This is a genomic window from Nonomuraea harbinensis (assembly GCF_019396385.1).
Classification (GTDB): Bacteria; Actinomycetota; Actinomycetes; order Streptosporangiales; family Streptosporangiaceae; genus Nonomuraea; species Nonomuraea ferruginea.
The window spans coordinates 1-18408 of the sequence record NZ_JAHKRN010000017.1 but is presented as its reverse complement, the minus strand read 5'-3'; the positions used below and the strand labels follow the sequence as shown (position 1 = coordinate 18408).

General features: G+C 72.6%; 21 protein-coding genes and 1 pseudogene. 9 read left to right on the top strand and 13 right to left on the bottom strand.

Translation table 11 applies throughout. From position 1 onward, the window contains the following. The first annotated feature begins 77 nt into the window (after nucleotides 1-77). Nucleotides 78-791: an SIR2 family NAD-dependent protein deacylase gene (locus KME79_RS19100; RefSeq protein ID WP_219545590.1), complete on the top strand. Its 714-nt coding sequence runs from the start codon at nucleotides 78-80 to the stop codon at nucleotides 789-791. Here KME79_RS19100 and KME79_RS19095 read toward each other — a convergent pair. Continuing rightward, nucleotides 781-1998 (bottom strand): serine hydrolase domain-containing protein, encoded by a 1218-nt coding sequence (locus KME79_RS19095; RefSeq protein ID WP_246640087.1) that lies wholly within the window; start codon nucleotides 1996-1998, stop codon nucleotides 781-783. The two genes, KME79_RS19100 and KME79_RS19095, sit on opposite strands and share 11 nt — an antisense overlap. A gap of 149 nt (nucleotides 1999-2147) precedes the next feature. Here KME79_RS19095 and KME79_RS19090 point away from each other — a divergent pair, with 149 nt between their 5' ends. Then, nucleotides 2148-3281: an L-talarate/galactarate dehydratase gene (locus KME79_RS19090; RefSeq protein ID WP_219545588.1), complete on the top strand. Its 1134-nt coding sequence runs from the start codon at nucleotides 2148-2150 to the stop codon at nucleotides 3279-3281. A gap of 536 nt (nucleotides 3282-3817) precedes the next feature. Here the strand turns inward: KME79_RS19090 and KME79_RS44960 are convergent. The 6 genes and pseudogenes from KME79_RS44960 to KME79_RS19065 all read right to left on the bottom strand — a co-directional run. Then, nucleotides 3818-4225, bottom strand: a pseudogene (locus KME79_RS44960) (molybdopterin-dependent oxidoreductase); the annotation flags it as partial. Next, entirely contained in the window at nucleotides 4143-4751 is a 609-nt protein-coding gene (locus KME79_RS44955) for a hypothetical protein (protein WP_246640086.1), read from the bottom strand. The gene KME79_RS44955 and the pseudogene KME79_RS44960, both read right to left, overlap by 83 nt. Before the next feature lie 80 nt (nucleotides 4752-4831). Next, nucleotides 4832-5239 carry a DUF2267 domain-containing protein gene (locus KME79_RS19080; RefSeq protein WP_148034047.1) on the bottom strand — a complete coding sequence of 136 codons (408 nt, stop codon included), beginning with the start codon at nucleotides 5237-5239 and terminating at the stop codon, nucleotides 4832-4834. Between the two features lie 98 nt (nucleotides 5240-5337). After that, a complete protein-coding gene (locus tag KME79_RS19075; protein ID WP_219545587.1) occupies nucleotides 5338-5928 on the bottom strand; it encodes a hypothetical protein in 591 nt (196 codons plus the stop codon). Between the two features lie 25 nt (nucleotides 5929-5953). Further along, a complete protein-coding gene (locus KME79_RS19070; protein WP_219545586.1) occupies nucleotides 5954-6775 on the bottom strand; it encodes a hypothetical protein in 822 nt (273 codons plus the stop codon). Nucleotides 6776-6850: 75 nt separating this feature from the next. After that, complete coding sequence (locus KME79_RS19065) at nucleotides 6851-7279, bottom strand: GNAT family N-acetyltransferase (protein WP_219545585.1); 429 nt, start codon at nucleotides 7277-7279, stop codon at nucleotides 6851-6853. A 59-nt stretch (nucleotides 7280-7338) separates the two neighbouring features. On the opposite strand from KME79_RS19065, the gene KME79_RS19060 reads away from it, so the two are divergent. After that, on the top strand, nucleotides 7339-7887 hold the full coding sequence (locus tag KME79_RS19060; RefSeq protein ID WP_219545584.1) for a YceI family protein: 549 nt from the start codon (nucleotides 7339-7341) through the stop codon (nucleotides 7885-7887). On the opposite strand, the gene KME79_RS19055 is transcribed toward KME79_RS19060, so the two are convergent. Next, entirely contained in the window at nucleotides 7871-8668 is a 798-nt protein-coding gene (locus tag KME79_RS19055; RefSeq protein ID WP_219545583.1) for an acyl-CoA thioesterase, read from the bottom strand. The two genes, KME79_RS19060 and KME79_RS19055, sit on opposite strands and share 17 nt — an antisense overlap. A gap of 95 nt (nucleotides 8669-8763) precedes the next feature. Here KME79_RS19055 and KME79_RS19050 point away from each other — a divergent pair, with 95 nt between their 5' ends. Genes KME79_RS19050 through KME79_RS19040 form a run of 3 tightly spaced genes read left to right on the top strand, consistent with a single transcriptional unit; the run spans nucleotide 8764 to nucleotide 11944 of the window. Continuing rightward, nucleotides 8764-9558 (top strand): enoyl-CoA hydratase/isomerase family protein, encoded by a 795-nt coding sequence (locus KME79_RS19050; protein WP_219545582.1) that lies wholly within the window; start codon nucleotides 8764-8766, stop codon nucleotides 9556-9558. A 32-nt stretch (nucleotides 9559-9590) separates the two neighbouring features. Next, nucleotides 9591-10742 carry an acyl-CoA dehydrogenase family protein gene (locus KME79_RS19045; RefSeq protein WP_219545581.1) on the top strand — a complete coding sequence of 384 codons (1152 nt, stop codon included), beginning with the start codon at nucleotides 9591-9593 and terminating at the stop codon, nucleotides 10740-10742. Then, the gene (locus KME79_RS19040; RefSeq protein ID WP_308248974.1) at nucleotides 10739-11944 is read left to right on the top strand and encodes a CoA transferase; all 1206 of its coding nucleotides are present in this window, start codon (nucleotides 10739-10741) and stop codon (nucleotides 11942-11944) included. Before KME79_RS19045 ends, KME79_RS19040 begins: the two co-directional genes overlap by 4 nt. A 4-nt stretch (nucleotides 11945-11948) precedes the next feature. On the opposite strand, the gene KME79_RS19035 is transcribed toward KME79_RS19040, so the two are convergent. Beyond that, nucleotides 11949-12548: a TetR/AcrR family transcriptional regulator gene (locus tag KME79_RS19035; protein ID WP_219545580.1), complete on the bottom strand. Its 600-nt coding sequence runs from the start codon at nucleotides 12546-12548 to the stop codon at nucleotides 11949-11951. A 63-nt stretch (nucleotides 12549-12611) separates the two neighbouring features. After that, complete coding sequence (locus KME79_RS19030) at nucleotides 12612-13766, bottom strand: DUF418 domain-containing protein (protein WP_308248973.1); 1155 nt, start codon at nucleotides 13764-13766, stop codon at nucleotides 12612-12614. A 147-nt stretch (nucleotides 13767-13913) separates the two neighbouring features. Between KME79_RS19030 and KME79_RS19025 the strand changes: the two genes are divergently transcribed. Further along, nucleotides 13914-14168: a hypothetical protein gene (locus tag KME79_RS19025; protein ID WP_219545579.1), complete on the top strand. Its 255-nt coding sequence runs from the start codon at nucleotides 13914-13916 to the stop codon at nucleotides 14166-14168. Here KME79_RS19025 and KME79_RS19020 read toward each other — a convergent pair whose 3' ends face one another. Continuing rightward, nucleotides 14169-14642: a hypothetical protein gene (locus KME79_RS19020; RefSeq protein ID WP_219545578.1), complete on the bottom strand. Its 474-nt coding sequence runs from the start codon at nucleotides 14640-14642 to the stop codon at nucleotides 14169-14171. It lies immediately after the preceding gene. A gap of 173 nt (nucleotides 14643-14815) precedes the next feature. Here KME79_RS19020 and KME79_RS19015 point away from each other — a divergent pair, with 173 nt between their 5' ends. Further along, nucleotides 14816-15415, top strand: a complete 600-nt coding sequence (locus KME79_RS19015) for a dihydrofolate reductase family protein (RefSeq protein WP_219545577.1) — start codon at nucleotides 14816-14818, stop codon at nucleotides 15413-15415. Between the two features lie 32 nt (nucleotides 15416-15447). Here KME79_RS19015 and KME79_RS19010 read toward each other — a convergent pair whose 3' ends face one another. Both KME79_RS19010 and KME79_RS19005 read right to left on the bottom strand, forming a co-directional pair. Then, nucleotides 15448-16491, bottom strand: a complete 1044-nt coding sequence (locus KME79_RS19010; RefSeq protein WP_219545576.1) for a WD40 repeat domain-containing protein — start codon at nucleotides 16489-16491, stop codon at nucleotides 15448-15450. A 233-nt stretch (nucleotides 16492-16724) separates the two neighbouring features. Continuing rightward, a complete protein-coding gene (locus tag KME79_RS19005) occupies nucleotides 16725-17846 on the bottom strand; it encodes an FAD-dependent oxidoreductase (protein ID WP_148034061.1) in 1122 nt (373 codons plus the stop codon). A gap of 62 nt (nucleotides 17847-17908) precedes the next feature. On the opposite strand from KME79_RS19005, the gene KME79_RS19000 reads away from it, so the two are divergent. After that, nucleotides 17909-18361, top strand: a complete 453-nt coding sequence (locus KME79_RS19000) for a MarR family winged helix-turn-helix transcriptional regulator (protein ID WP_219545575.1) — start codon at nucleotides 17909-17911, stop codon at nucleotides 18359-18361. Nucleotides 18362-18408 lie beyond the last annotated feature (47 nt).

Here is an 18408-nt window from a genome sequence, read left to right as displayed (position 1 = left end):
TTCTTACATAGTCCCTATTCGGGGCCGTTAACAGGCACAGCTGATGCCGGACTACCGGTTGTCCCTACCATGGGGTGATGATCTCCGTCATGACCGGGGCCGGCATCTCGACCGGGTCCGGGATCCCCGACTACCGCGGTCCCAGCGGGCTGTGGCGCCAGGACCCCGACCACGAGAAGCTCGTCACCATCGGCTACTACCTCGCCGATCCCGAGATCCGGCGCCGGTCCTGGGCGTTCCGCCGGGGCAGCCCGGCGCGCACGGCCGAGCCCAACGCCGCGCACCGGGCGCTGGTGGAGCTGGAGCGGGCCGGGCGGCTCGATCGGCTGATCACGCAGAACGTCGACGGCCTGCACCAGAGGGCGGGGTCCAGCCCTGACCGGGTGCTGGAGCTGCACGGCAACATGTTCGGGGTGGTGTGCGTCGGATGCGGCGACCGCTCGACGCTGGACGAGGCGCTGGACCGGATCGACGACGGCGAGCAGGATCCCGCCTGCCGGGAGTGCGGCGGGATCCTGAAGACGACCACGGTCATGTTCGGCGAGAACCTGTCTCAGGACGTGATCGCCGAGGCGGCCGAGGCCGCCGAGCGGGCCGAGGTGTTCGTCGCCGTCGGGACGTCGCTGCAGGTGATGCCCGCCGCGTCGCTCGCCGCGCTGGCCGAGCGCAACGGGGCGCGGCTGGTCATCGTGAACGCCGGGCCGACCCCGTACGACGACCTGGCCGACGAGGTGATCAGGGACCCGATCGGCGAGGCGGTGCCCCGGCTGGTGGCGCGGCTCATCGGCTGAGCTGGAGCCGGTCCGCCGGGAACGGGGTGACGGGCGTCGACAGCGTCCTGGCCTGGCCCGGCCCGCAGAGCGCGAGCAGGAGGTGGCCGACGAAGGCGGCGTCGATCGGGTGGGGGACGATCTGGCCGTTCTCGTCGACGGTCTGGTACTTGGCGCGGTTCAGGCCCACGGAGATCTGGCGGCTGCCGTCGGGGCTCGACAGCGACTGGGTGATCATGCCGAAGACGCCGCCGTCGTGGCCCCAGAAGCGGCCGCAGGGCAGGTCGAGCGCGTAGAGGCCGAGACCGTACTCGATGATGCCGCCCCCGGCGGACACGGGCACGGTCCGCCGCATCTCGGCGAGCTGGGCGGCGCCGACCAGCTCGCCCTGGAGCAGCGCGCGGTAGAAGCGGTTGAGGTCGTCCATGGTCGACACGACGGCCCCGGCCGTCCCCGCCCACGACATGTCGTAGACGCCGTAGTCACGCGGCGGGTCGATCAGCCCGTACATGGACTCGTACGCGCCGGAGCTCGGCCCGGGGATGCGCGGCGTGCGCGGGAACGACGTGTGCCGCAGCCCGGCCTCGCGGATCACGTGGCGGGTGATGTACGCCTCGGCGTCCGTGCCGGTGACCTTCTCCAGCAGCAGTCCGGCGAGGATGTAGTTGGTGTTGGAGTACGAGCCGGGCGTCGCCCCCGGCTGCCCCGTCGGCGCGGCCTGGAGACCGAGACGCGCCAGCTCCTCGGGCTCGATGCGGCGGAAGCGGTGCTCGTCCAGGCTGGCCGTGGAGCCCTCCAGCAGCGAGGGGAAGGCGCCGGGGATGTAGTCGGCGATGTGGCTGGTGTGGTTGAGCAGCATGCGCACCGTGATCCGGTCGCCGGGGACCAGGTCCGGCAGGTAGCGGCTCACCGGCGCGTCCAGCTCTACCGTGCCGCGCTCGACCTGCTGGAGCACCGCGACCGAGGTGAACGTCTTGGTGATGCTGCCCACCCGGTGCACCATGTCGGGCTTCACCGGCCGCCGGGTGCGCACGTCGGCCACGCCGGAGGCGCCCTTCCAGGTGTCGCGCCCGTCGCGTACCGCGGAGTAGACCCCGTACATGCCTGCTTCGTGGACGGCGTCCAGCGACTCCCGCAGCTCGCCCCCGCCGGGCACGGCCGCCTGGGCGGGAACGGCGACCGCCCCGGCCACGAGCAGCGCGCTCACCCCCGCGAGCACGCGTGTCATGATCGACATCTGCTACCTCCGGACTCGGCGTCAACGTCACGCACGAGCCTGGTCGATCATGGGCCGCCGGGGCCAGTCCGCTCAGTCACCGGCCGGGCATGACACCTGTCATCCCCGCGCCATGACAACCGGATTCGTATGATCCCCTCATGAATCCCCTCGACCGCATCGCCCGGGTCCGCCTGTCGTCCGTCTACCTGCCGCTCGACACACCGGTCAGCGACGCCAAGGTGCTCACCGGGCGGCAGCGGCCGATGACCGAGGTCGCCTTCCTGTTCGCCGAGATCACCACCGAGGGCGGCCTGGAGGGGATCGGGTTCTGCTACTCCAAGCGGGCGGGCGGCCCCGGCCAGTACGCGCACGCCTGCGAGATCGCCCCCGAGCTGATCGGCGAGGACGCCAACGACATCCCCAGGCTGTGGGAGAAGCTGGTGTGGGCCGGCGCGTCCGTGGGCCGCGGCGGGCTGTCCATCCAGGCCGTCGCCGCTTTCGACATCGCGCTGTGGGACCTGAAGGCCAGGCGGGCCGGGCTGCCGCTGGCCAAGCTGCTGGGCGCGCACCGCGACTCGGTGCGCTGCTACAACACCTCGGGCGGCTTCCTGCACGCCCCGATCGAGCGGGTGCTGGAGAACGCCGCCGCGGCGCTGGAGCGCGGCATCGGCGGCATCAAGATCAAGGTGGGCCAGCCCGACGGGCGGGCCGACCTGGCCAGGGTGCGGGCGGCGCGCGAGCTGCTGGGCGAGGAGGTGCCGCTGATGGTCGACGCCAACCAGCAGTGGGACCGGCCGGCGGCGGCCCGGATGGGGCGGGCGCTGGAGGAGTTCGGCCTGGTGTGGATCGAGGAGCCGCTCGACGCGCACGACCACGCCGGGCACGCCGCGCTGGCCGCCGCGCTCGACACGCCCGTCGCCACCGGCGAGATGCTGACCAGCGTCGCCGAGCACGCCGAGCTGCTGCGCGCGGGCGGCGCCGACATCCTGCAGCCGGACGCGCCGCGGATCGGCGGCGTCACCCCGTTCCTGCGCCTGGCCGCGCTCGCCGAGCACCACCGGGTGCAGCTCGCCCCGCACTTCGCCATGGAGATCCACCTGCACCTCGCTGCCGCGTACGGGCAGGAGCCCTGGGTGGAGCACTTCGAGTGGCTGGAGCCGCTGTTCGAGGAGCGGCTGGAGATCCGTGACGGGCGCATGCTCGTGCCCGACCGGCCGGGGCTCGGCCTCACGCTGAGCGAGCAGGCGGCCGGGTGGACGGCCGAGCGGCGCGAGTTCACCCGCCCGGCCTGATCGGCGGGCCGGGGGTCAAGCGGCGCGGCCTGCTTCATCCGGGTGCGCAGCCACAGCATCTGGGCGGCGGTCTCGCTCTCGCACACGGAGACCACGCCCAGCAGCTCCCGGTCCCTGGCGCCCTGCGCGGCCTGGCCGATGAGCGTCCACGAGATGTCGCACTCGGCCGCCATCAGGTAGAGGTCGTGCAGGTCGCGCAGCAGCCCGAGCCCGCCGGTGCGGGAGCCGGAGAACAGGGTGGAGTGCAGCCGCTCCGGCTCGTCCGGCGACTCCTCCGAGTAGCGCTCGGCGAACGGCCGCAGCCGGCCGGCGTGCGCGTCGCACTGGGCGGCCAGCCGCTCGCACACGTGGAACACGTCCGGCTCGTCCTTGTGGCCGGCGGTGACCGGGACGCGCGGGTCGGCCGGCCGATTGCCGACGGTGGGCGCGGCCGACACCGCACCCTCCGCCGCGGCCACCTTGCTCAGCCGGACCGCGGCCACCTTGAAGATCGGCTGCTTGGACACCGGGTCCCAGCTCGTCATCGTCAGCTCGTTCGCGGCGCGCGCCGCCCCGTCGCCCGGCCCTGACTCGTCCCGGTCCCAGTAGCCGTAGTGGAACGGCACGAACACCGTGCCCTTACGGGTGCCGCACACCCGCGCCCTGGCCTCCAGCGCGCCGCGCGGCGACTCCGCCCGCACCAGGTCGCCCTCGCCCGACAGGTGCACCGTACGGTCGGCGCAGGTGAACGTGCCGGTCTTCTCCCCCCAGGTGGCGGCGGGCAGCACCACGTCGGCCAGCATCGCCGTCTCGGTCATGAAGATGTCCTGGACGACGACGAACAGGTTCTCCTGGGCCAGGATGCGGCGGATGCGCGCCAGGTCAGGCAGGGAGACGGCGGGGTTCGTGGCCGAGATCCACAGCAGCTTGATCGAGCCCTGCTCGGCGTAGCGGAAGATCTGCATGGCGTGCGTCGGCGGCGCCCAGTGCGGGATGACGGACGAGTCGACGTTCCACAGCCGGGCCAGCTCGTCGATGTGCGGGTTGTCCCAGTTGCGCATGGCCCATCGCGTCGTCCCAACCGGTCTCGACCAGCTGGCCGTCCTGCCTGACCAGCGGCCGGGTGAGCCGGTCGGGGCTGTTGTTCGCCTGCCAGCCGTACAGGTCCTTGGGGTCGAGCCTGCCCCGGTTGACGCGGTCGCCGGCGCGCCCGCGCACGCCGACGATCCGTCCTCCGGCGACCGCGATGTCCATCGCGTCGCCGTTGCTGTGCAGGATCGAGGCCGCCCGGACCCAGCGGTCCACGTCGGCCTCGGCGACGCCCTCCTCCAGGAACATGTCCACCCGTACGGGCCAGGTGGCGCGCTGTCCGATCTCCCGGGGCAGCACCCGGCGCACCGGTCCGGGCAGCGACGCCGCCACCCGTTCGGCCGCCGAGGGCGGGCCGTAGGGGGTGCGCCTCCCCCACGGATCTGCGATGCGATCGGACATGTCGGCGGTCCTTTCCACGACGCTCGGTCAGGGGGATGCCCGGGGCAGCTACCCTGACCGGCGCCGGGAACACGGACCTGTCAGAGGTGTCCCTGGCTGCCCGCGGTGGCCAGCTCGCGCAGCTCCTCGGTGAGGCTCTCGCGGACCTTGGTCATGATGCGGCCCTGGGTGGCCTCGTCGGTGACCTCGAACACCACCCGGGCGAGGAACACCGCTCTTCGATCGTCGACCCCGGCCCTGGCGCCCACCCTGCGGATGAACTCCTCGCGGCCGAAGTGCTCCCCGGTGCCGAGGCCGCCGTAGACCTCGGTGCGGCGCAGGTTCTCGCCGATCTCGTGTGGCAGCTGGGCTGCGAGCTTGTCGGCCAGGCTCTCCGGCAGCCGTTCGCCGAGCGTCTCCAGCGACGCCCGGATGGCCCGCTCGGCGTGTGCCCGGTCGCCCAGACGGGCTCGGGCCTGTACTTGGCCAACGAAGTCGTCATGTCTCATGATTTCCCCCTTTGTCCTTACCAGCGGCTACCCGGTCACCGGACCATCACAGAGGGGCTGACACCAGAAATCGGTAAAGCTCCACCAGCACTGACGATCTAGGAGCCGACCTCGTACGCCCTGATCTCGGCGGCGGGGATCTCGACGGCCCGCACCTCGACGGCGGGCACCTCCAGCGCGGGCACCTCGACGGCCGGGACGCACTCGTTCCGGTCGTTGCAGGCGTACGGCCTGATCAGGTTGCCGCGCATCAGACGCGGCCGGACCAGCGGCGCCCGCACGAGGGGAGGCCTGACCACGGACAGGGCGACGCCCCCGTCCTTCGGCTCGGCCTGGCACACCTCCGGCGTCGAGACGCCCCCGGCGTGCTGCGCGGGCGCGCTCTCGCCCTCGGCGCGCACTGGGTCGAGCTTGATGCCGCCCGCGTCCAGGCCGGGGATCTCGACGGGCGGGATCTCGACGGCGGGGATCGACACCGGCGGGATCGACGCGGCCCCCAGGCAGCCGCCGGGCGCGGGCTTGATCTCGGTGCACTGGGCGGGGATCCGCTGGGCGGGGAGGTCCACGCCCGGGATCGTCACCTCGGGGACGACCTCGCCGCCGATCCGTACCTCCGGTCGCGCCGCAGGCGGCGAGCGTGATCGCCAGGAGGGGGCCAGGACGCTCGTGATCGCTGATTTCCGGCTCACGGTGAGCACGCTAGAGCCTCGACCTTCAGGATCTGTTCAGAGCCGCGAAACGGTGCACGGTGTCCGAGTGGAGCACGCGGTGGAACGCCGGCGCCTGCTCGCCGGCCCGGCCGGTCGCGGTGACCACGGTGACCACCACGTACGGGCCGGCGCCCGCCACACCGGCCTTGCCGTACGCGTACCTGGCATGCGTGCCGCCCCGCCGCCAGCGGATCGCGTCCGACGTCCGCTTGGACAGGCTGACGGCGGCGGCCCGGGCGCGGTGCTCGGTGGGGAAGGCCAGCAGGAGCTGGACCGCGCGGAGCTTCCCGTCCCGGGCGGAGTAGGCGATCTGGGCGGCGTGGTCGCAGTGGTTCCTGCCCAGCACACGGCCCCTGCCGTCGACGGGGTCGCAGGTGGGGTGGTCCCAGCCGCCCACCTTGGCGGCCGTGAGCTTTCGGCCCAGGTCACGGTCGCCGAACTCCTCGTGGCTCAGCCGCGTGTCCACCGGGGCCGCCGTCGTGTGGTGCGGCGTCAGCGTGGGGGGATCGGCGGGCGGCGCCGGGATCGCGTGCAGCTGGTACGTGATCGCCGCGACCACCGCCCCGCCGACGGCGAGCACGGCCGCGGTGACGGCCAGGCCGACCGCCAGCGCACCCCGCCGCCTCCTGTCGGTCTCGCGCTCCGGCGCGTACAACCGCGGCGCGGGCCCGTCCGGCGCGTACGGGGGAACCCCGAAGTCAGCGGGCGCATACCTCCCACCGGCCCGCCGCAGCACCTTCCTGAACCTCCCGCCCCGCTCCTCCCTTGCGGGATCGAGAGCGTGGTCGTCCCGGGATGGCGGATCGTCGCCCGCTGAAAACGACATATCCCGTATTCTGCTGAAATTTCACCACAGCGACCCAAGCTTTCCGATCATGCGACCCAGCCGTTCCAGCCCCGTTCAGAGAACGACCCGGTACGACGCCGTATCCCGCCGCCGGAACCCCGCCCGCTCGTACAGCCGGTTCGCCGCCTCCCGCTCCGGCCGGGACGTCAGGTCGACCGTGCGCGCCCCCCGTTCCCTGGCCAGCTCCAGCGCCCGCCCGGTGAGCGCCGCCCCCACCCCCTGACCGCGCGCCGCCCCGTCCACCACGACATCCTCGATCCGCGCCCGCACCCCGGAGGCGAGCGGGTAGATCACCAGCGTGAGCAGGCCCACGACGACACCCCCGGCCCGCGCGGCCAGCACCGTGTTCCCCTCGGAGCCGACCACCCGCTCCACCGCTTCCCGGTCGATCGCCGCCCCGGCGGAGAGCTGGGGCAGCAGCCGCCCGAACGCCGCCACGACCTCGTCACTCGCCTCACGCACGGCCTCGATCACGACACTCATGCCACGACCCTACGGAAGGCGTCGGTCTTGTCGTCGCAACGGTGGGTAGCGTGCGGGGTATGGGGGATTCATACACGCTGGGTCCGGAGACGGGGCAGTTGCTGGTCGAGACGAGGCGTACCGGTCTGGGCGCCAAGGCCGGTCATGACCTGACGATCGAGGCGGACCGATGGCGCGGCGAGGCCGTGGTCGACCTCGACGACCCGGGCGCGAGCCGGGTGAGCGTCGAGGTGGAGGCCGGGTCGCTGCGGGTGGTGTCGGGGGCGGGCGGGGTGAAGCCGCTCACCGACTCCGACCGGCGCGACATCGCGCGCAACATCCAGGAGAAGGTGCTCCACACCGGCCGGTTCCCGGCGATCGCGTTCCGGTCGCGGCAGGTCACCGGGACGCGGGAGTCGTTCCGGGTGGAGGGCGAGCTGACGATGGCGGGCCAGACGCGGCCGCTCACCCTCGACTGCCGGTTCGACGGCGAGCGGGTGCGGGGCGGCGCGACGGTCACGCAGAGCCACTGGGGCGTCAAGCCGTACTCGGCGTTCTTCGGCGCGCTCAAGCTGGACGACGACGTCAAGGTGCGCTTCGACGTCGAGTTGGTCAGCGCGGCTTCCTGAAGAGCGTCTCCTGGGTGATGCTGGCGGCGAGCCGGCCGTCGCGGGTGTGGATGGTGCCGGTGTACCAGCCGCGCCCGGCCGACACGGTGTGCGGCACCAGGTCCATCAGCACCCACTCGTCCATGCGGGCCGGCCGGTGGAACCAGACCGCGTGGTCCAGGCTGGAGCCCGAACGCGCGCCCTCCCCGTGCGGGACGCCGGTCACCCCGCTGGAGATGTCGGAGAGGTACGTGAGCACGCACGCGTGCAGGAGCTGACCACCGGGCAGGTCCTGGGTGCAGCGGGCCCAGAACCGGGTGGGCCATTCGGCCGCCTCGTACGGCTGCGGCGGCAGCCGGCTGTCCATGGAGAACAACCGGGGCAGGCGCACGGGTTCGAGCCCGTCCGGGTCCGGCGCGTCGGGCGCGGGGTGGATCTGCACGTCCGCGCCGGCCTCGGGGACGTGGAAGGACGCCGACATGTTGAAGATGACCTTGCCGTTCTGGATGGCGACCACCCGCCGGGCGGAGTACGACCGGCCGTCCCTGTCACGGTAGACGCGGAACACGGTCGGCCGGGCCGCGTCGCCGCTGCGCAGGTAGTAGCCGTGAAGCGAGTGCGGCAACCGGTCGGGCTCCACCGTGTCGCCCGCCGCGGCCAGCGCCTGCGCGGCCACCTGTCCCCCGTACAGCGGGAACGGTTCCTCGAAGACGGTCGTGCCCCGGTAGAGGTCCTCTTCGAGCTTCTCCAGTGTCAGCAGGTCGAGCACGGTGGGAGCGGCCACGGGACTGAAGGTCGGCATGAGGCAGACGGTAGAGGACGCGGCGGACCTGGCGCGAGCCGGGGGTGGCCGCTGTGAGAAGCTCGGCGGGTTGTCCGGAATGAGAGGAGTGTCCGGTGGCCGAGGCCGAGGACGAGCTGGTTTACGAGGTCGACGGCGGGGTGGCGGTGATCCGGCTGAACCGCCCGCGCTCCCTGGGCGCGTTCACCTGGCCGATGATCGACGCGTGGGCGCGGGCGCTGCGCGAGGCGCAGGACGACGAGGGCGTCCGGGTGGTCGTGCTGACCGGCACCGGCGAGGGCTTCTGCAGCGGCGTCGACCTGAAGGCGCTCGACGAGATCGAGGCGACGCCGATCGAGCGCAAGCGCATGCTGACCGACCGGGTCCACAAGGTCGCGCGGGCGGTCGAGGACCTGGACAAGCCGCTGATCGCCGCGGTCAACGGGGTCGCGGTCGGCGCCGGGATGGACATGGCGCTCATGTGCGACATGCGGTTCGCCGCCCGGTCGGCCCGGTTCTCCGAGGGCTACATCCGCATCGGCCTGGTCCCCGGCGACGGCGGCGCGTACTTCCTGCCTCGGCTGGTCGGCCCGGCCAAGGCGATGGAGCTGCTGATGACGGGCGACTTCGTCGACGCCGACGAGGCGCTGCGGCTGGGCATCGTCAACCGGGTCTACGACGACGAGACGCTCATGGCGGAGACGATGGAGTTCGCCAGGGGCATCGCGGCCAAGCCGCCGATCGCGATCTCGATGATCAAGCGGGCGGTCCACCAGTCGATGCGCACCGACCTGCGCACCAGCCTTGACCTGATCTCCTCCCACATGGCGATCGTGCAGGCGACCGACGACTACGCGGAGGCCATGAGCGCGTTCCGCGAGAAGCGGCCCGGCGACTACCGCAACCGTTGACACGGCAGAACATTATTCGATAGGTCAGGAGCATGGTCGCAGCCGACGAGTTCGAAGAGATCCTCAAGCAGGTACGCCAGTTCGTCCGCAACCGGGTCGTGCCGAGGGAGCAGGAGATCGCCGACTCCGACGCGATCCCCGACGACCTCCGCCGCCAGGCGGCCGACATGGGCCTGTTCGGCTACGCCATCCCCGCCGAGTACGGCGGGCTGGGGCTCGACATCACCCAGGACGTCCGGCTCGGCTTCGAGTTCGGTTACACCAGTCTCGCGTTCCGGTCGATGTTCGGCACCAACAACGGCATCGCCGGCCAGGTCCTGGTCGGGTTCGGCACCGAGGAGCAGAAGGGCCGCTGGCTCCCGTCGCTGGCCTCCGGCGAGGTCACCGCGGCGTTCGCGCTGACGGAGCCGGAGGCGGGCTCCGACCCGTCGGGGCTGAAGACCACGGCGGCGCCCGACGGCGACGGCTGGGTGATCGACGGCGGCAAGCGGTTCATCACCAACGCCCCGATCGCCGGGTTGTTCGTGGTGTTCGCCCGGGTCCGCCCCGCGGACGCGGCGGGCAGCGGCATCGCGGTGTTCCTGGTGCCGGCCGACGCTCCCGGGGTGGCGGTGGGGCCCAAGGACTCGAAGATGGGCCAGGAGGGCGCCTGGACCTCCGACGTCACGTTCACCGAGGTCAGGGTCGGCGCGGACGCGCTGGTCAGCGGCGAGGTCGACGCCGGCTTCCGGGCGGCCATGACCGTGCTGGCGCGCGGCCGGCTGCACATGTCGGCGATGGCCGTCGGCCTGATGGAGCGGGCGCTCGACGAGTCGGTGGCGTTCGCCGCGCACAACCGGCAGGGCGGCCGGCCGGTCGGCGACTACCAGCTCGTGCAGGCGATGCTCGCCGAGCAGAAGTCCCTGTGCATGGCCGGCCGGGCGATGGCCGCCGAGGCCGCCCGGCTCTGGCTGACCGGCGAGGACCGCAGGCTCGCGCCGTCCGCCACCAAGCTGTTCTGCACCGAGTCGGCGGGCCGGGTCGCCGACCTGGCCGTCCAGGTGCACGGCGGCAGCGGCTACATGCGCGGCGTGCCGGTCGAGCGCATCTACCGCGACGTGCGCCTGCTGCGCCTGTACGAGGGGACCAGCGAGATCCAGAAGCTGATCGTCGGGCGCGAGCTGATGCGCGGGGCACGCGCGTGACCCCGGCCGGAATGTCCGCCCCGCTGGAAGGCCTGCGCGTCGTCGAGCTGTCCGGATACGTGGCCACGCCGCTGTGCGGGATGACGCTGGCGCAGCTCGGCGCCGACGTGGTCCGGGTGGAGCCGATCGGCGGCCAGGCCGACCGCTCCCGGTGGCCGCTCGGCCCGTCCGGCACCAGCCTCTACTGGACCGGGCTCAACAAGGGCAAGCGGGCCGTCGAGGTCGACTTCCGCTCCGACGAGGGCCGTGCGGTCATCGCCGACCTGGTCGAGCGGCGCGGCGTCGTGGTGGCCAACGCCGATCTGCCGGGGCTCTCGTACGAGAAGCTCCGCGAGCGCCGCAAGGACCTGATCCACGCGCTGCTCACCGGCAGGCGCGACGGCGGCACCGCGGTCGACTACACGGTCAACGCCGAGACCGGGCTGCCCGCGGTGACCGGGCCGGCCGGGGAGGCGGGGCCGGTCAACCACGTGCTGCCGGCCTGGGACATCGCGGCCGGGCTCTACCTGGCGACCGGGCTGCTGGCCGCCGAGCGGCACCGGCTGCTGACCGGCGAGGGGCGGCGCATCACGGTCGCGCTGCGCGACGTGGCGCTGTCCATGGTCGCCAACCTCGGCTACCTCGCCGACGCCCAACTCGGCGGCGAGCCGCGGACGAAGGACGGCAACCACTTCTACGGCGGCTACGGGCGCGACTTCCGCACCGCCGACGGCCGGCGCGTCATGCTCGTGGTGCTCACCTCGCGCCACTGGTCCGACCTGCTCGCCCTGACGGGACTGACCGCCGCGGTCGAGGCGGTGGAGCGGGCGCTCGGCGCCGACTTCCGCCGCGACTCCGACCGGTACGCGCACCGCGCGGTCATCGGCGGGCTGCTGGAGCCGTGGTTCGCGGGGCGGCCGTTCGCCGAGGTGGACGCGGCGCTGTCGGCCAGGCGGCTGCTGTACGCGCCGTACCGGACGTTCGAGGAGCTGGCCACGGACCCCGGCGCGCTGCTGGCCGGCAACCCCGTCCTGGGGATGCTCGACCAGCCCGGCGTCGGCCCGCACCTCTCGGCGGGCTCGCCGGTGGTCGTGGACGGCGAGCAGGGCCCGCCGCGCCCGGCGCCGTCCGTCGGCCAGCACACCGGCGAGGTGCTGCGGGAGGAGCTCGGCTACTCGGCGGCGCGCCTCGCGGCGCTGCGCGACCAGGGCGCGATCGGCTGACCCGTCACCCGGCGGGCGCGATCATGCGGCGGATCAGCGTGTGCAGGTAGGCGCGGAAGGACTCCACCACGTCCGGCTGGACCGGCTCGCCGCGCTTCTGCGGCCAGTCGGGCGACACGTGACGCATGCCGCCCGACAGGAACCCGTAGACGCACCACACCACGGTCCAGACGAGGTGGCCGCCGTCCACGTCGTCCGGCGTCAGGTCCCGGATGGTCTCCGCCACCTCCAAGGCGAGCGGGCGCGAGAACATGCCCTCCAGGTCGGGTGTGTCGGCGGCGTCGCCCGTCCAGCGGTGCAGCCACAGCGACAGATGCCCGGGGTGCGCGACGTTGTAGTCGAGATAGGCGTCGACCAGGTCGAGCGCACCCTGGACCCCGGGGACGAAGGACCTGAGCGCCGGCTCCATGGCCGCCCGCTCGGCGTTGACGGCGCGGACCATCACCTCGTGGTAGAGCTCCGGCTTCTCGCCCACCGCCTCGACCAGCCGGTCCACGTCGGTCCCCGCCGCCTCGGCGATCATCCGCATCGACGTCCAGTCGTATCCCACCTCGGCGAACATCCTCGTCGCCACGCCGATCAGCCGGTCCGTCTCCGCATCCATGACCATCACCTTAAGTGATGAAGCCATCACCCTCCGGAAGGCTCTCGTCGTACTCGCAGGGCGTCAGGTGCGGCGGTAGGCCAGGCGGCGCAGCAGGATCTCGGCGGGGCCGCGGTGGCCGGCGCGGCGCATCAGGTCGGCGATCAGCAGTGAGACGAGCCAGGTGGCCACGGCCACGCCGGTGGCGCCGGCGATGCCGAGGTCGTCCTGCAGGCCGAGCCCGAAGGGGAAGAACACCACGAGGAACGCGATCGACTGGAACAGGTACAGGCTCATCGAGCGGCGGCCGAGCGCTTCGACGGCGGTGATCAGGGGGCCGCGGCCCCGGGCGGCCAGCGGGGCGATCAGGCCGACGGCGCAGGCCATGGCGATGCCGCCGAAGTATCCCGTGAGCGGCTGCGCGACCGAGGCCGCCACCACGGCCGGGCCGGACGCCCCGGTCCACAGCCCGGTCTGGATGAGCGCGGCGGGGACGGAACCGGCGACGGAGACGACCGTGGCGATCACCGTGAAGCGGACCAGGAACCCCCGGTGCCGCTCCGGCTCCTCCAGGATGCGCCGCCGGGCCGCCCACACCCCGAAGAGCACCGCGGGCAGCACCATGACGGTGCCGAGGACCAGGCCGAACGGCCAGCCGACCATCCTGGTGACGAACAGCTCGCCGAAGCCCCGCGCCCCGGCGGCGATGGTGCCGAGGGAGAAGGTGGAGAGCCCCTGCATCAGCGCCACCCACATGGCGAACCCGACCACGGCCGTGGCGGGCACCATGAGCGTCCCCGCCGTCCACAGCAGCGCCTTGTCCCCACGCCGGAGCATCCCGGTCAGCACCACGGCCGCCAGCCCGTACGGCGCCAGGATGTCGATCGGGACCAGCAGCGCCACGTGCGCGAACCCGATCGCGATCAGCCACCACCCCCGGCGGCGCAGCAGCTTGCGGACCGTCACCCAGTCGGCGCCACGCCTCGTCCGGCTGTTCAGGAGCTGGACCAGCGAGTAGCCGAACAGGAAGGCGAACATCGGCCGCGCGTGGTTGTTGACGAACAGCACGTGGAAGAACTCGGAGACCGCGTTGGCCGCGGCGGAGCCCCGGTCGACGGCCACCACGAACAGCGGCGCGTGCGCGAACGCGATGGCCAGCAGCATGAAACCGCGTGCCAGGTCAGGGGCCAGGGCCCTGGCCGCGGTCGCCGGCCTGGCCGGTTCGGACGTCTGCAACACAGGAAGCACCCCGTTCTCCGATGAAGTTCTCGTGGCCCCGACGCTACGGACGCGATCACCCTCGGGGAATCCGGCTAGAAATACGACAGGGGTAGACCTAGATGCACCTTCGGCCCGGGCGCGTTCGGTGCAACTAGCGTGGCGGGCATGGACGAACAGGAATGGCAGCAGGAAAACGCGATGCTCGCTCTCCGTCTCAACCGGCACCTGAACGGTGCCGGGCTCGTCTACCGGGGGCCGGCCGAGTGGAGCGAGCGGGCGCAGGCGGAGCCGGTCCGGCCGCCCGGCGACCTGATCGCCGGCGCCGAAGGGCGGACGGACGGGGAGCTGGCCGATCACGCCAACGTCCGCCGCCTGCTCACCGAACAGCTCCTGCCGTCCGACGTGGCGAAACCCGTCTGATCACGACCGGCCGGTCAGCTCGGCATGCCCCGGCCGGGTCGCGCGCGCGTAGGAGCGGGTCGTCGCGGCCAGGAGCCCCAGCGCGGCGATCCCGATCACGCCGTGGTGCCACTGCCAGCCGATCCCGATGCCGACGAACCCGTCCGCCACCATGATCACGGCTCCGGCGCCGACGCCCGCCAGCGCGACGGCCAGCACGAGGAGCATCAGCGCGCGCGGCACCCGGCGGCCCGCCCCGGTCACCGTCAGCAGGACCAGGGCCGCGCCGAGCAGGCCGTTGGCGGCCGCCATCCACTGCGCGGCCGCCACGTCCATCATCTCGCGGGCGTAGCGCTCGTAGTCGGCCGCCGGAACCACCGGGCCGCCGGGGAAACCCAGCTTGCCCTGCGCGGCGTAGACGGCCTTGCCCGCGGCGTAGCCGAGGAACAGCACCGCCGTCGTGTATGCGGGCCAGCGCGCCTGGCGCACGGTCATGGGTAGCTCCCTGGAGTTCGAGTGCGGTGTTTCCAGGATCGGCGGGCCTCCCGGCCCCGGCCTCCCCCGCACGGGGGAACATGCTCCCCCGCCGGATGTAGAGAACCGCCGGGCGGCTCCGACCACCCGGTGACAGGCGCGAGAAGGAGCGCCTGGAACCGAAAGGCGATGAGATGAGCAGAGTCACCTGCGACATGGCGATGTCCCTCGACGGCTTCGTGGCCGGGCCGAACCAGAGCCTGGACAATCCGTTCGGCGAGGGAGAGAACGGGCGGCTGACCCGGTGGATGGTCGACGAGCCGGAGCTCCACAAGGCGGAGATCGAGGCCATCACCGCCGCCGGCGCCTTCATCATGGGCCGCAACATGTTCGGCCCCGGCCGCGGCGCCTGGGACCTGGAGTGGAGCGGCTGGTGGGGCGAGGAGCCCCCGTACCACGCGCCGGTCTTCGTGCTGACCCACCACGAGCGCGAGCCGCTGCCGATGAAGGGCGGCACCACGTTCACTTTCGTGACCGGCGGTCCCGAGGAGGCCCTGCGCCTGGCGCGCGAGGCGGCGGGCGACCGTGACGTCGCCATCGCCGGCGGCGGCATGACGGTGAACCAGTACCTGGCGGCGGGGCTGATCGACGAGCTGCGCCTGCACGTCGCGCCGGTGCTCCTGGGCCGCGGCGAGCGGCTGTTCGACGGCCTGGCGGACATCGACCTCGAACCGCTCGGCGAGCCCTCCCGCACCGCGCTCGTCACCCACCTCACGTACCGGCCGGTGAGGTAGCGGACGGGCGGGGCGCGCGCCGCCCCGCCCGGCTATCTGAATGCCCGGTTGACCCCGGGCAGGGTCAGGGACCTGCGCTCGTTTCCGTACGAGGCCAGGCGCCGCGTGCGCCCCGTGGTGACATCGAGGGCGTACGCGACGAGCTCCCGGCTGCCCGCGATCACCGTGACCTCGTCCCGGCTCAGCCAGATGCCGGTCCCGTCGATCTGGTCGCCCGGCGGCAGGCCACGCATCGAGACCTTGCGCAGGGTCCGCCCGGTCCTGGCGTCGAGCAGGGTGAGCCTGCCCGGCTCGAGTTCGTCGAACTCGACGGCGACGACCGTGCGGCCGTCCGGGGCGAGCTCGCTGAACATGATGAACACGCCGTCGAACCGCACCGGCTTGCCGCCTCCGGTCACCGGCGTCACCCACAGGTCGGTCTTGCGGTAGCGGACGAGCGAGGCGGCGCCGTCCTTGATGCCGACCACTTCGTACACGCCGGGGATCGACCGTGTCCCGGTGCGCACGTCGATGAGCAGGCCGGGGTCCTTGCTGCCCTCGCGCGGGTCGAACGCCAGGTAGCGGCCGTCGTCGGAGATCACCAGCATGGATCCGGCGCCGATCCGCTCCTCCGCCTCCTTGACGGGGGAGACCACCTCTTCGCCTCCGGCCATGTCCCTGATCACGTGCGCCCCGGCGTCGCGGCTGTAGTAGGCGAGCCTCCGCCCGTCCCGGCTGATCGCGACCGGCACCCGCGGGTCCTTCTTGGAAGAGGTGAGCGCCTGCGGCAGCCGGTACGTCCCCTTCTGGGTGACCACCCGCCACTCCACGGCACTGCGGTCGGAGCGCCGCGTCATCTCGTCGACCTCGCACGGCGTCTGGTACGCGTAGCGGATCGCGCCGACCTTGCCCCGCAGGTCCGGCATGTCCTGCCCCTGTGTCGCGACGATGCCGGCGGGGTGCGGCCAGACCGCCACCGCGCCCGCCGTCGTCACCGCCAGCGCCGTGACCGCCGCCTCGGTCAGGTGCTCCCGGAAGCGCGGCACGATCACGGCCCGCTGCTTGCGGGTCAGCTGGGCCAGCGCCCGGCGGAGCATGATGCGGTCCAGCGTTGCCTCGTCGTGGGAGACGCCCGCTTCGGGCGGGTGGGCGCTGGGTAACTCCGGGCGCGCGCGGCGCGTCCAGGAGATGTACTGGTTGACGAGCGCCTTGCGGGTGTACGCCTCGGGGTTGCCCTTCCTGCCGAGCTTTCACGGAAGCCTTCGTGACGATCCAAGATGCTCTCCTCTCGCCCGTTCCCACCGCGGTCCGCCGGGCGGAAGGTTGCACCTCAGCGGGATCGCGCGGTGAGGCGGTTGCTGTAGCGGGCGAGCATGGCGGTCTGGGACGTCTCCGGGATCAGCCTGCCGAGAAGCGGTGGGATGCGCCAGTTGGCCGGGTTGCGCTTGGCCATCCGGGAAACCAGGGAGATGTGCGGGTACCGGGCCTTCTCGTAGGCGCGCAACCGTACCGCCGGGTCGCCGTCCCGGGCCAGCTCGCGCCCGAGCACCCAGACGTCCTCCAGGGTCTGGTTGGCGCCCTGGCCCAGGGTGGGCGGCATGATGTGGGCCGCGTCGCCGAGCAGGGTGACGCGGCCCTTCCCCCACACCGGGCCGACCTTGCGCCAGTGGTGGCCGAAGAAGGTGAGATCGGCTTCGGTGGCGGCGGCGAGCACCTCGGGCACCGGTGACGCCCAGTGGCCGAACCGGCGCCGCAGCTCGGCCAGCGGCGCGGCGGGCCGCCGGTCGCCGGGCGACCACGGCACGTCGAACCACCACTGCAGCATGCCCTTGCCCGCGGGGATGAGGCCGCACGCGCCCTCCCGTCCAGTGATCATGAGGTGGCGGTGCGTACGGGTGAGCTCGATGTCGATCGGGCTGAGACCCTGCCAGGTGCCGAAGGTGGCCGGTCGGACGCCGGCGTCGCCCCACAGCCGGTGCCGCACGGCCGAGTGGTGGCCGTCGGCGCCGATGAGCAGGTCGCCCGTGGCCGTCGATCCGTCGGCGAAGGTCGCGGTGACCCGGTCGTGGTCCTGGGTGACGTCCTGGCAGGCCTTGCCGTACTGGACGAGGTCGCCGGGCAGGCCGTCGGCGAGGAGTTCCATGAGGTCGCGGCGGGAGACGGCCCTGGTCTCGAAGCCGTGGTGGGCGGCGGCGTGGGCGATGTCCATGCTGACGCGCAGCCGGCCGCCGGCGGTCATCGCGTCGATCCGGTCGACGCGCCCGCCCACGTCGTCGAGGCTCACGCCGAGGTCGTGCAGCACGGCGGCGCCGTTGCTGAAGATCATCAAGGCCGCGCCGCCAGTACGCCACTCCGCGGCCCGCTCGTACACGCGCACCCGGTGCCCGGCGGCGAGCAGCACCCGGGCGACGGCGAGGCCCCCGACGCCGGCTCCCATGACAAGGATGTCCATATCTTCTCCAACTCGGAGTATCTTCGATTCGAAGGTACTCCGGGGTGGAGTAGGTTGGGAAAGTGCCCCACAAGCAACCCGAGGACGCGATCTTCCGCGAGTTCCTGGTCGCGGTCCTGCTGCACAACGAGGCCGTGGCCGACCGGCTCGGCCTGCAGCCGGTCGACGTCGCCGCCGCCATCCTGCTGGAGACGCGCGGGCCCATGACCGCGGGCGCGCTCTCCGAGGAGCTCGGGCTGCCGTCCGCCTCGACGACCCGGCTGATCGACCGGCTGGAGAAGGCGGGCTACGTGCGGCGGGTGCGCGGCGAACGCGACCGCCGGATGGTCACCGTGCAGTTGGTCGAGGGCGGGCTCGACGACTACGAGGCCGCCTGCGAGTCGTCCAGGCGGCACCTGGCGACGCTCGGCGCGCACTACACCCGGGAGCAGGCGCCGCTGCTGCTCGACATGCTGGCCCGCGTCGGCGAGGCCCACCGCGCGGCCACCAGGGAGCTGCGCGGGAAGCCGGCATGAGCGGCTCTTCCCAGGCGAGATCGGAAGAGGGGGGGGTGGGGGGAGAG

Bases quoted from the DNA above. Each gene is read 5' to 3' on its own strand.
- KME79_RS19015 (WP_219545577.1), top strand. From the start codon at position 14,816: ATGAGCAGAGTCACCTGCGACATGGCGATGTCCCTCGACGGCTTCGTG.
- KME79_RS19095 (WP_246640087.1), bottom strand. From the start codon at position 1,998: ATGACACGCGTGCTCGCGGGGGTGAGCGCGCTGCTCGTGGCCGGGGCG.
- KME79_RS19080 (WP_148034047.1), bottom strand. From the start codon at position 5,239: ATGAGACATGACGACTTCGTTGGCCAAGTACAGGCCCGAGCCCGTCTG.
- KME79_RS19090 (WP_219545588.1), top strand. From the start codon at position 2,148: ATGAATCCCCTCGACCGCATCGCCCGGGTCCGCCTGTCGTCCGTCTAC.
- KME79_RS44955 (WP_246640086.1), bottom strand. From the start codon at position 4,751: ATGTCCGATCGCATCGCAGATCCGTGGGGGAGGCGCACCCCCTACGGC.
- KME79_RS19065 (WP_219545585.1), bottom strand. From the start codon at position 7,279: ATGAGTGTCGTGATCGAGGCCGTGCGTGAGGCGAGTGACGAGGTCGTG.
- KME79_RS19055 (WP_219545583.1), bottom strand. From the start codon at position 8,668: ATGCCGACCTTCAGTCCCGTGGCCGCTCCCACCGTGCTCGACCTGCTG.
- KME79_RS19060 (WP_219545584.1), top strand. From the start codon at position 7,339: ATGGGGGATTCATACACGCTGGGTCCGGAGACGGGGCAGTTGCTGGTC.
- KME79_RS19010 (WP_219545576.1), bottom strand. From the start codon at position 16,491: ATGCTCCGCCGGGCGCTGGCCCAGCTGACCCGCAAGCAGCGGGCCGTG.
- KME79_RS19005 (WP_148034061.1), bottom strand. From the start codon at position 17,846: ATGGACATCCTTGTCATGGGAGCCGGCGTCGGGGGCCTCGCCGTCGCC.
- KME79_RS19020 (WP_219545578.1), bottom strand. From the start codon at position 14,642: ATGACCGTGCGCCAGGCGCGCTGGCCCGCATACACGACGGCGGTGCTG.
- KME79_RS19100 (WP_219545590.1), top strand. From the start codon at position 78: ATGATCTCCGTCATGACCGGGGCCGGCATCTCGACCGGGTCCGGGATC.
- KME79_RS19035 (WP_219545580.1), bottom strand. From the start codon at position 12,548: ATGGATGCGGAGACGGACCGGCTGATCGGCGTGGCGACGAGGATGTTC.
- KME79_RS19070 (WP_219545586.1), bottom strand. From the start codon at position 6,775: ATGTCGTTTTCAGCGGGCGACGATCCGCCATCCCGGGACGACCACGCT.
- KME79_RS19025 (WP_219545579.1), top strand. From the start codon at position 13,914: ATGGACGAACAGGAATGGCAGCAGGAAAACGCGATGCTCGCTCTCCGT.
- KME79_RS19045 (WP_219545581.1), top strand. From the start codon at position 9,591: ATGGTCGCAGCCGACGAGTTCGAAGAGATCCTCAAGCAGGTACGCCAG.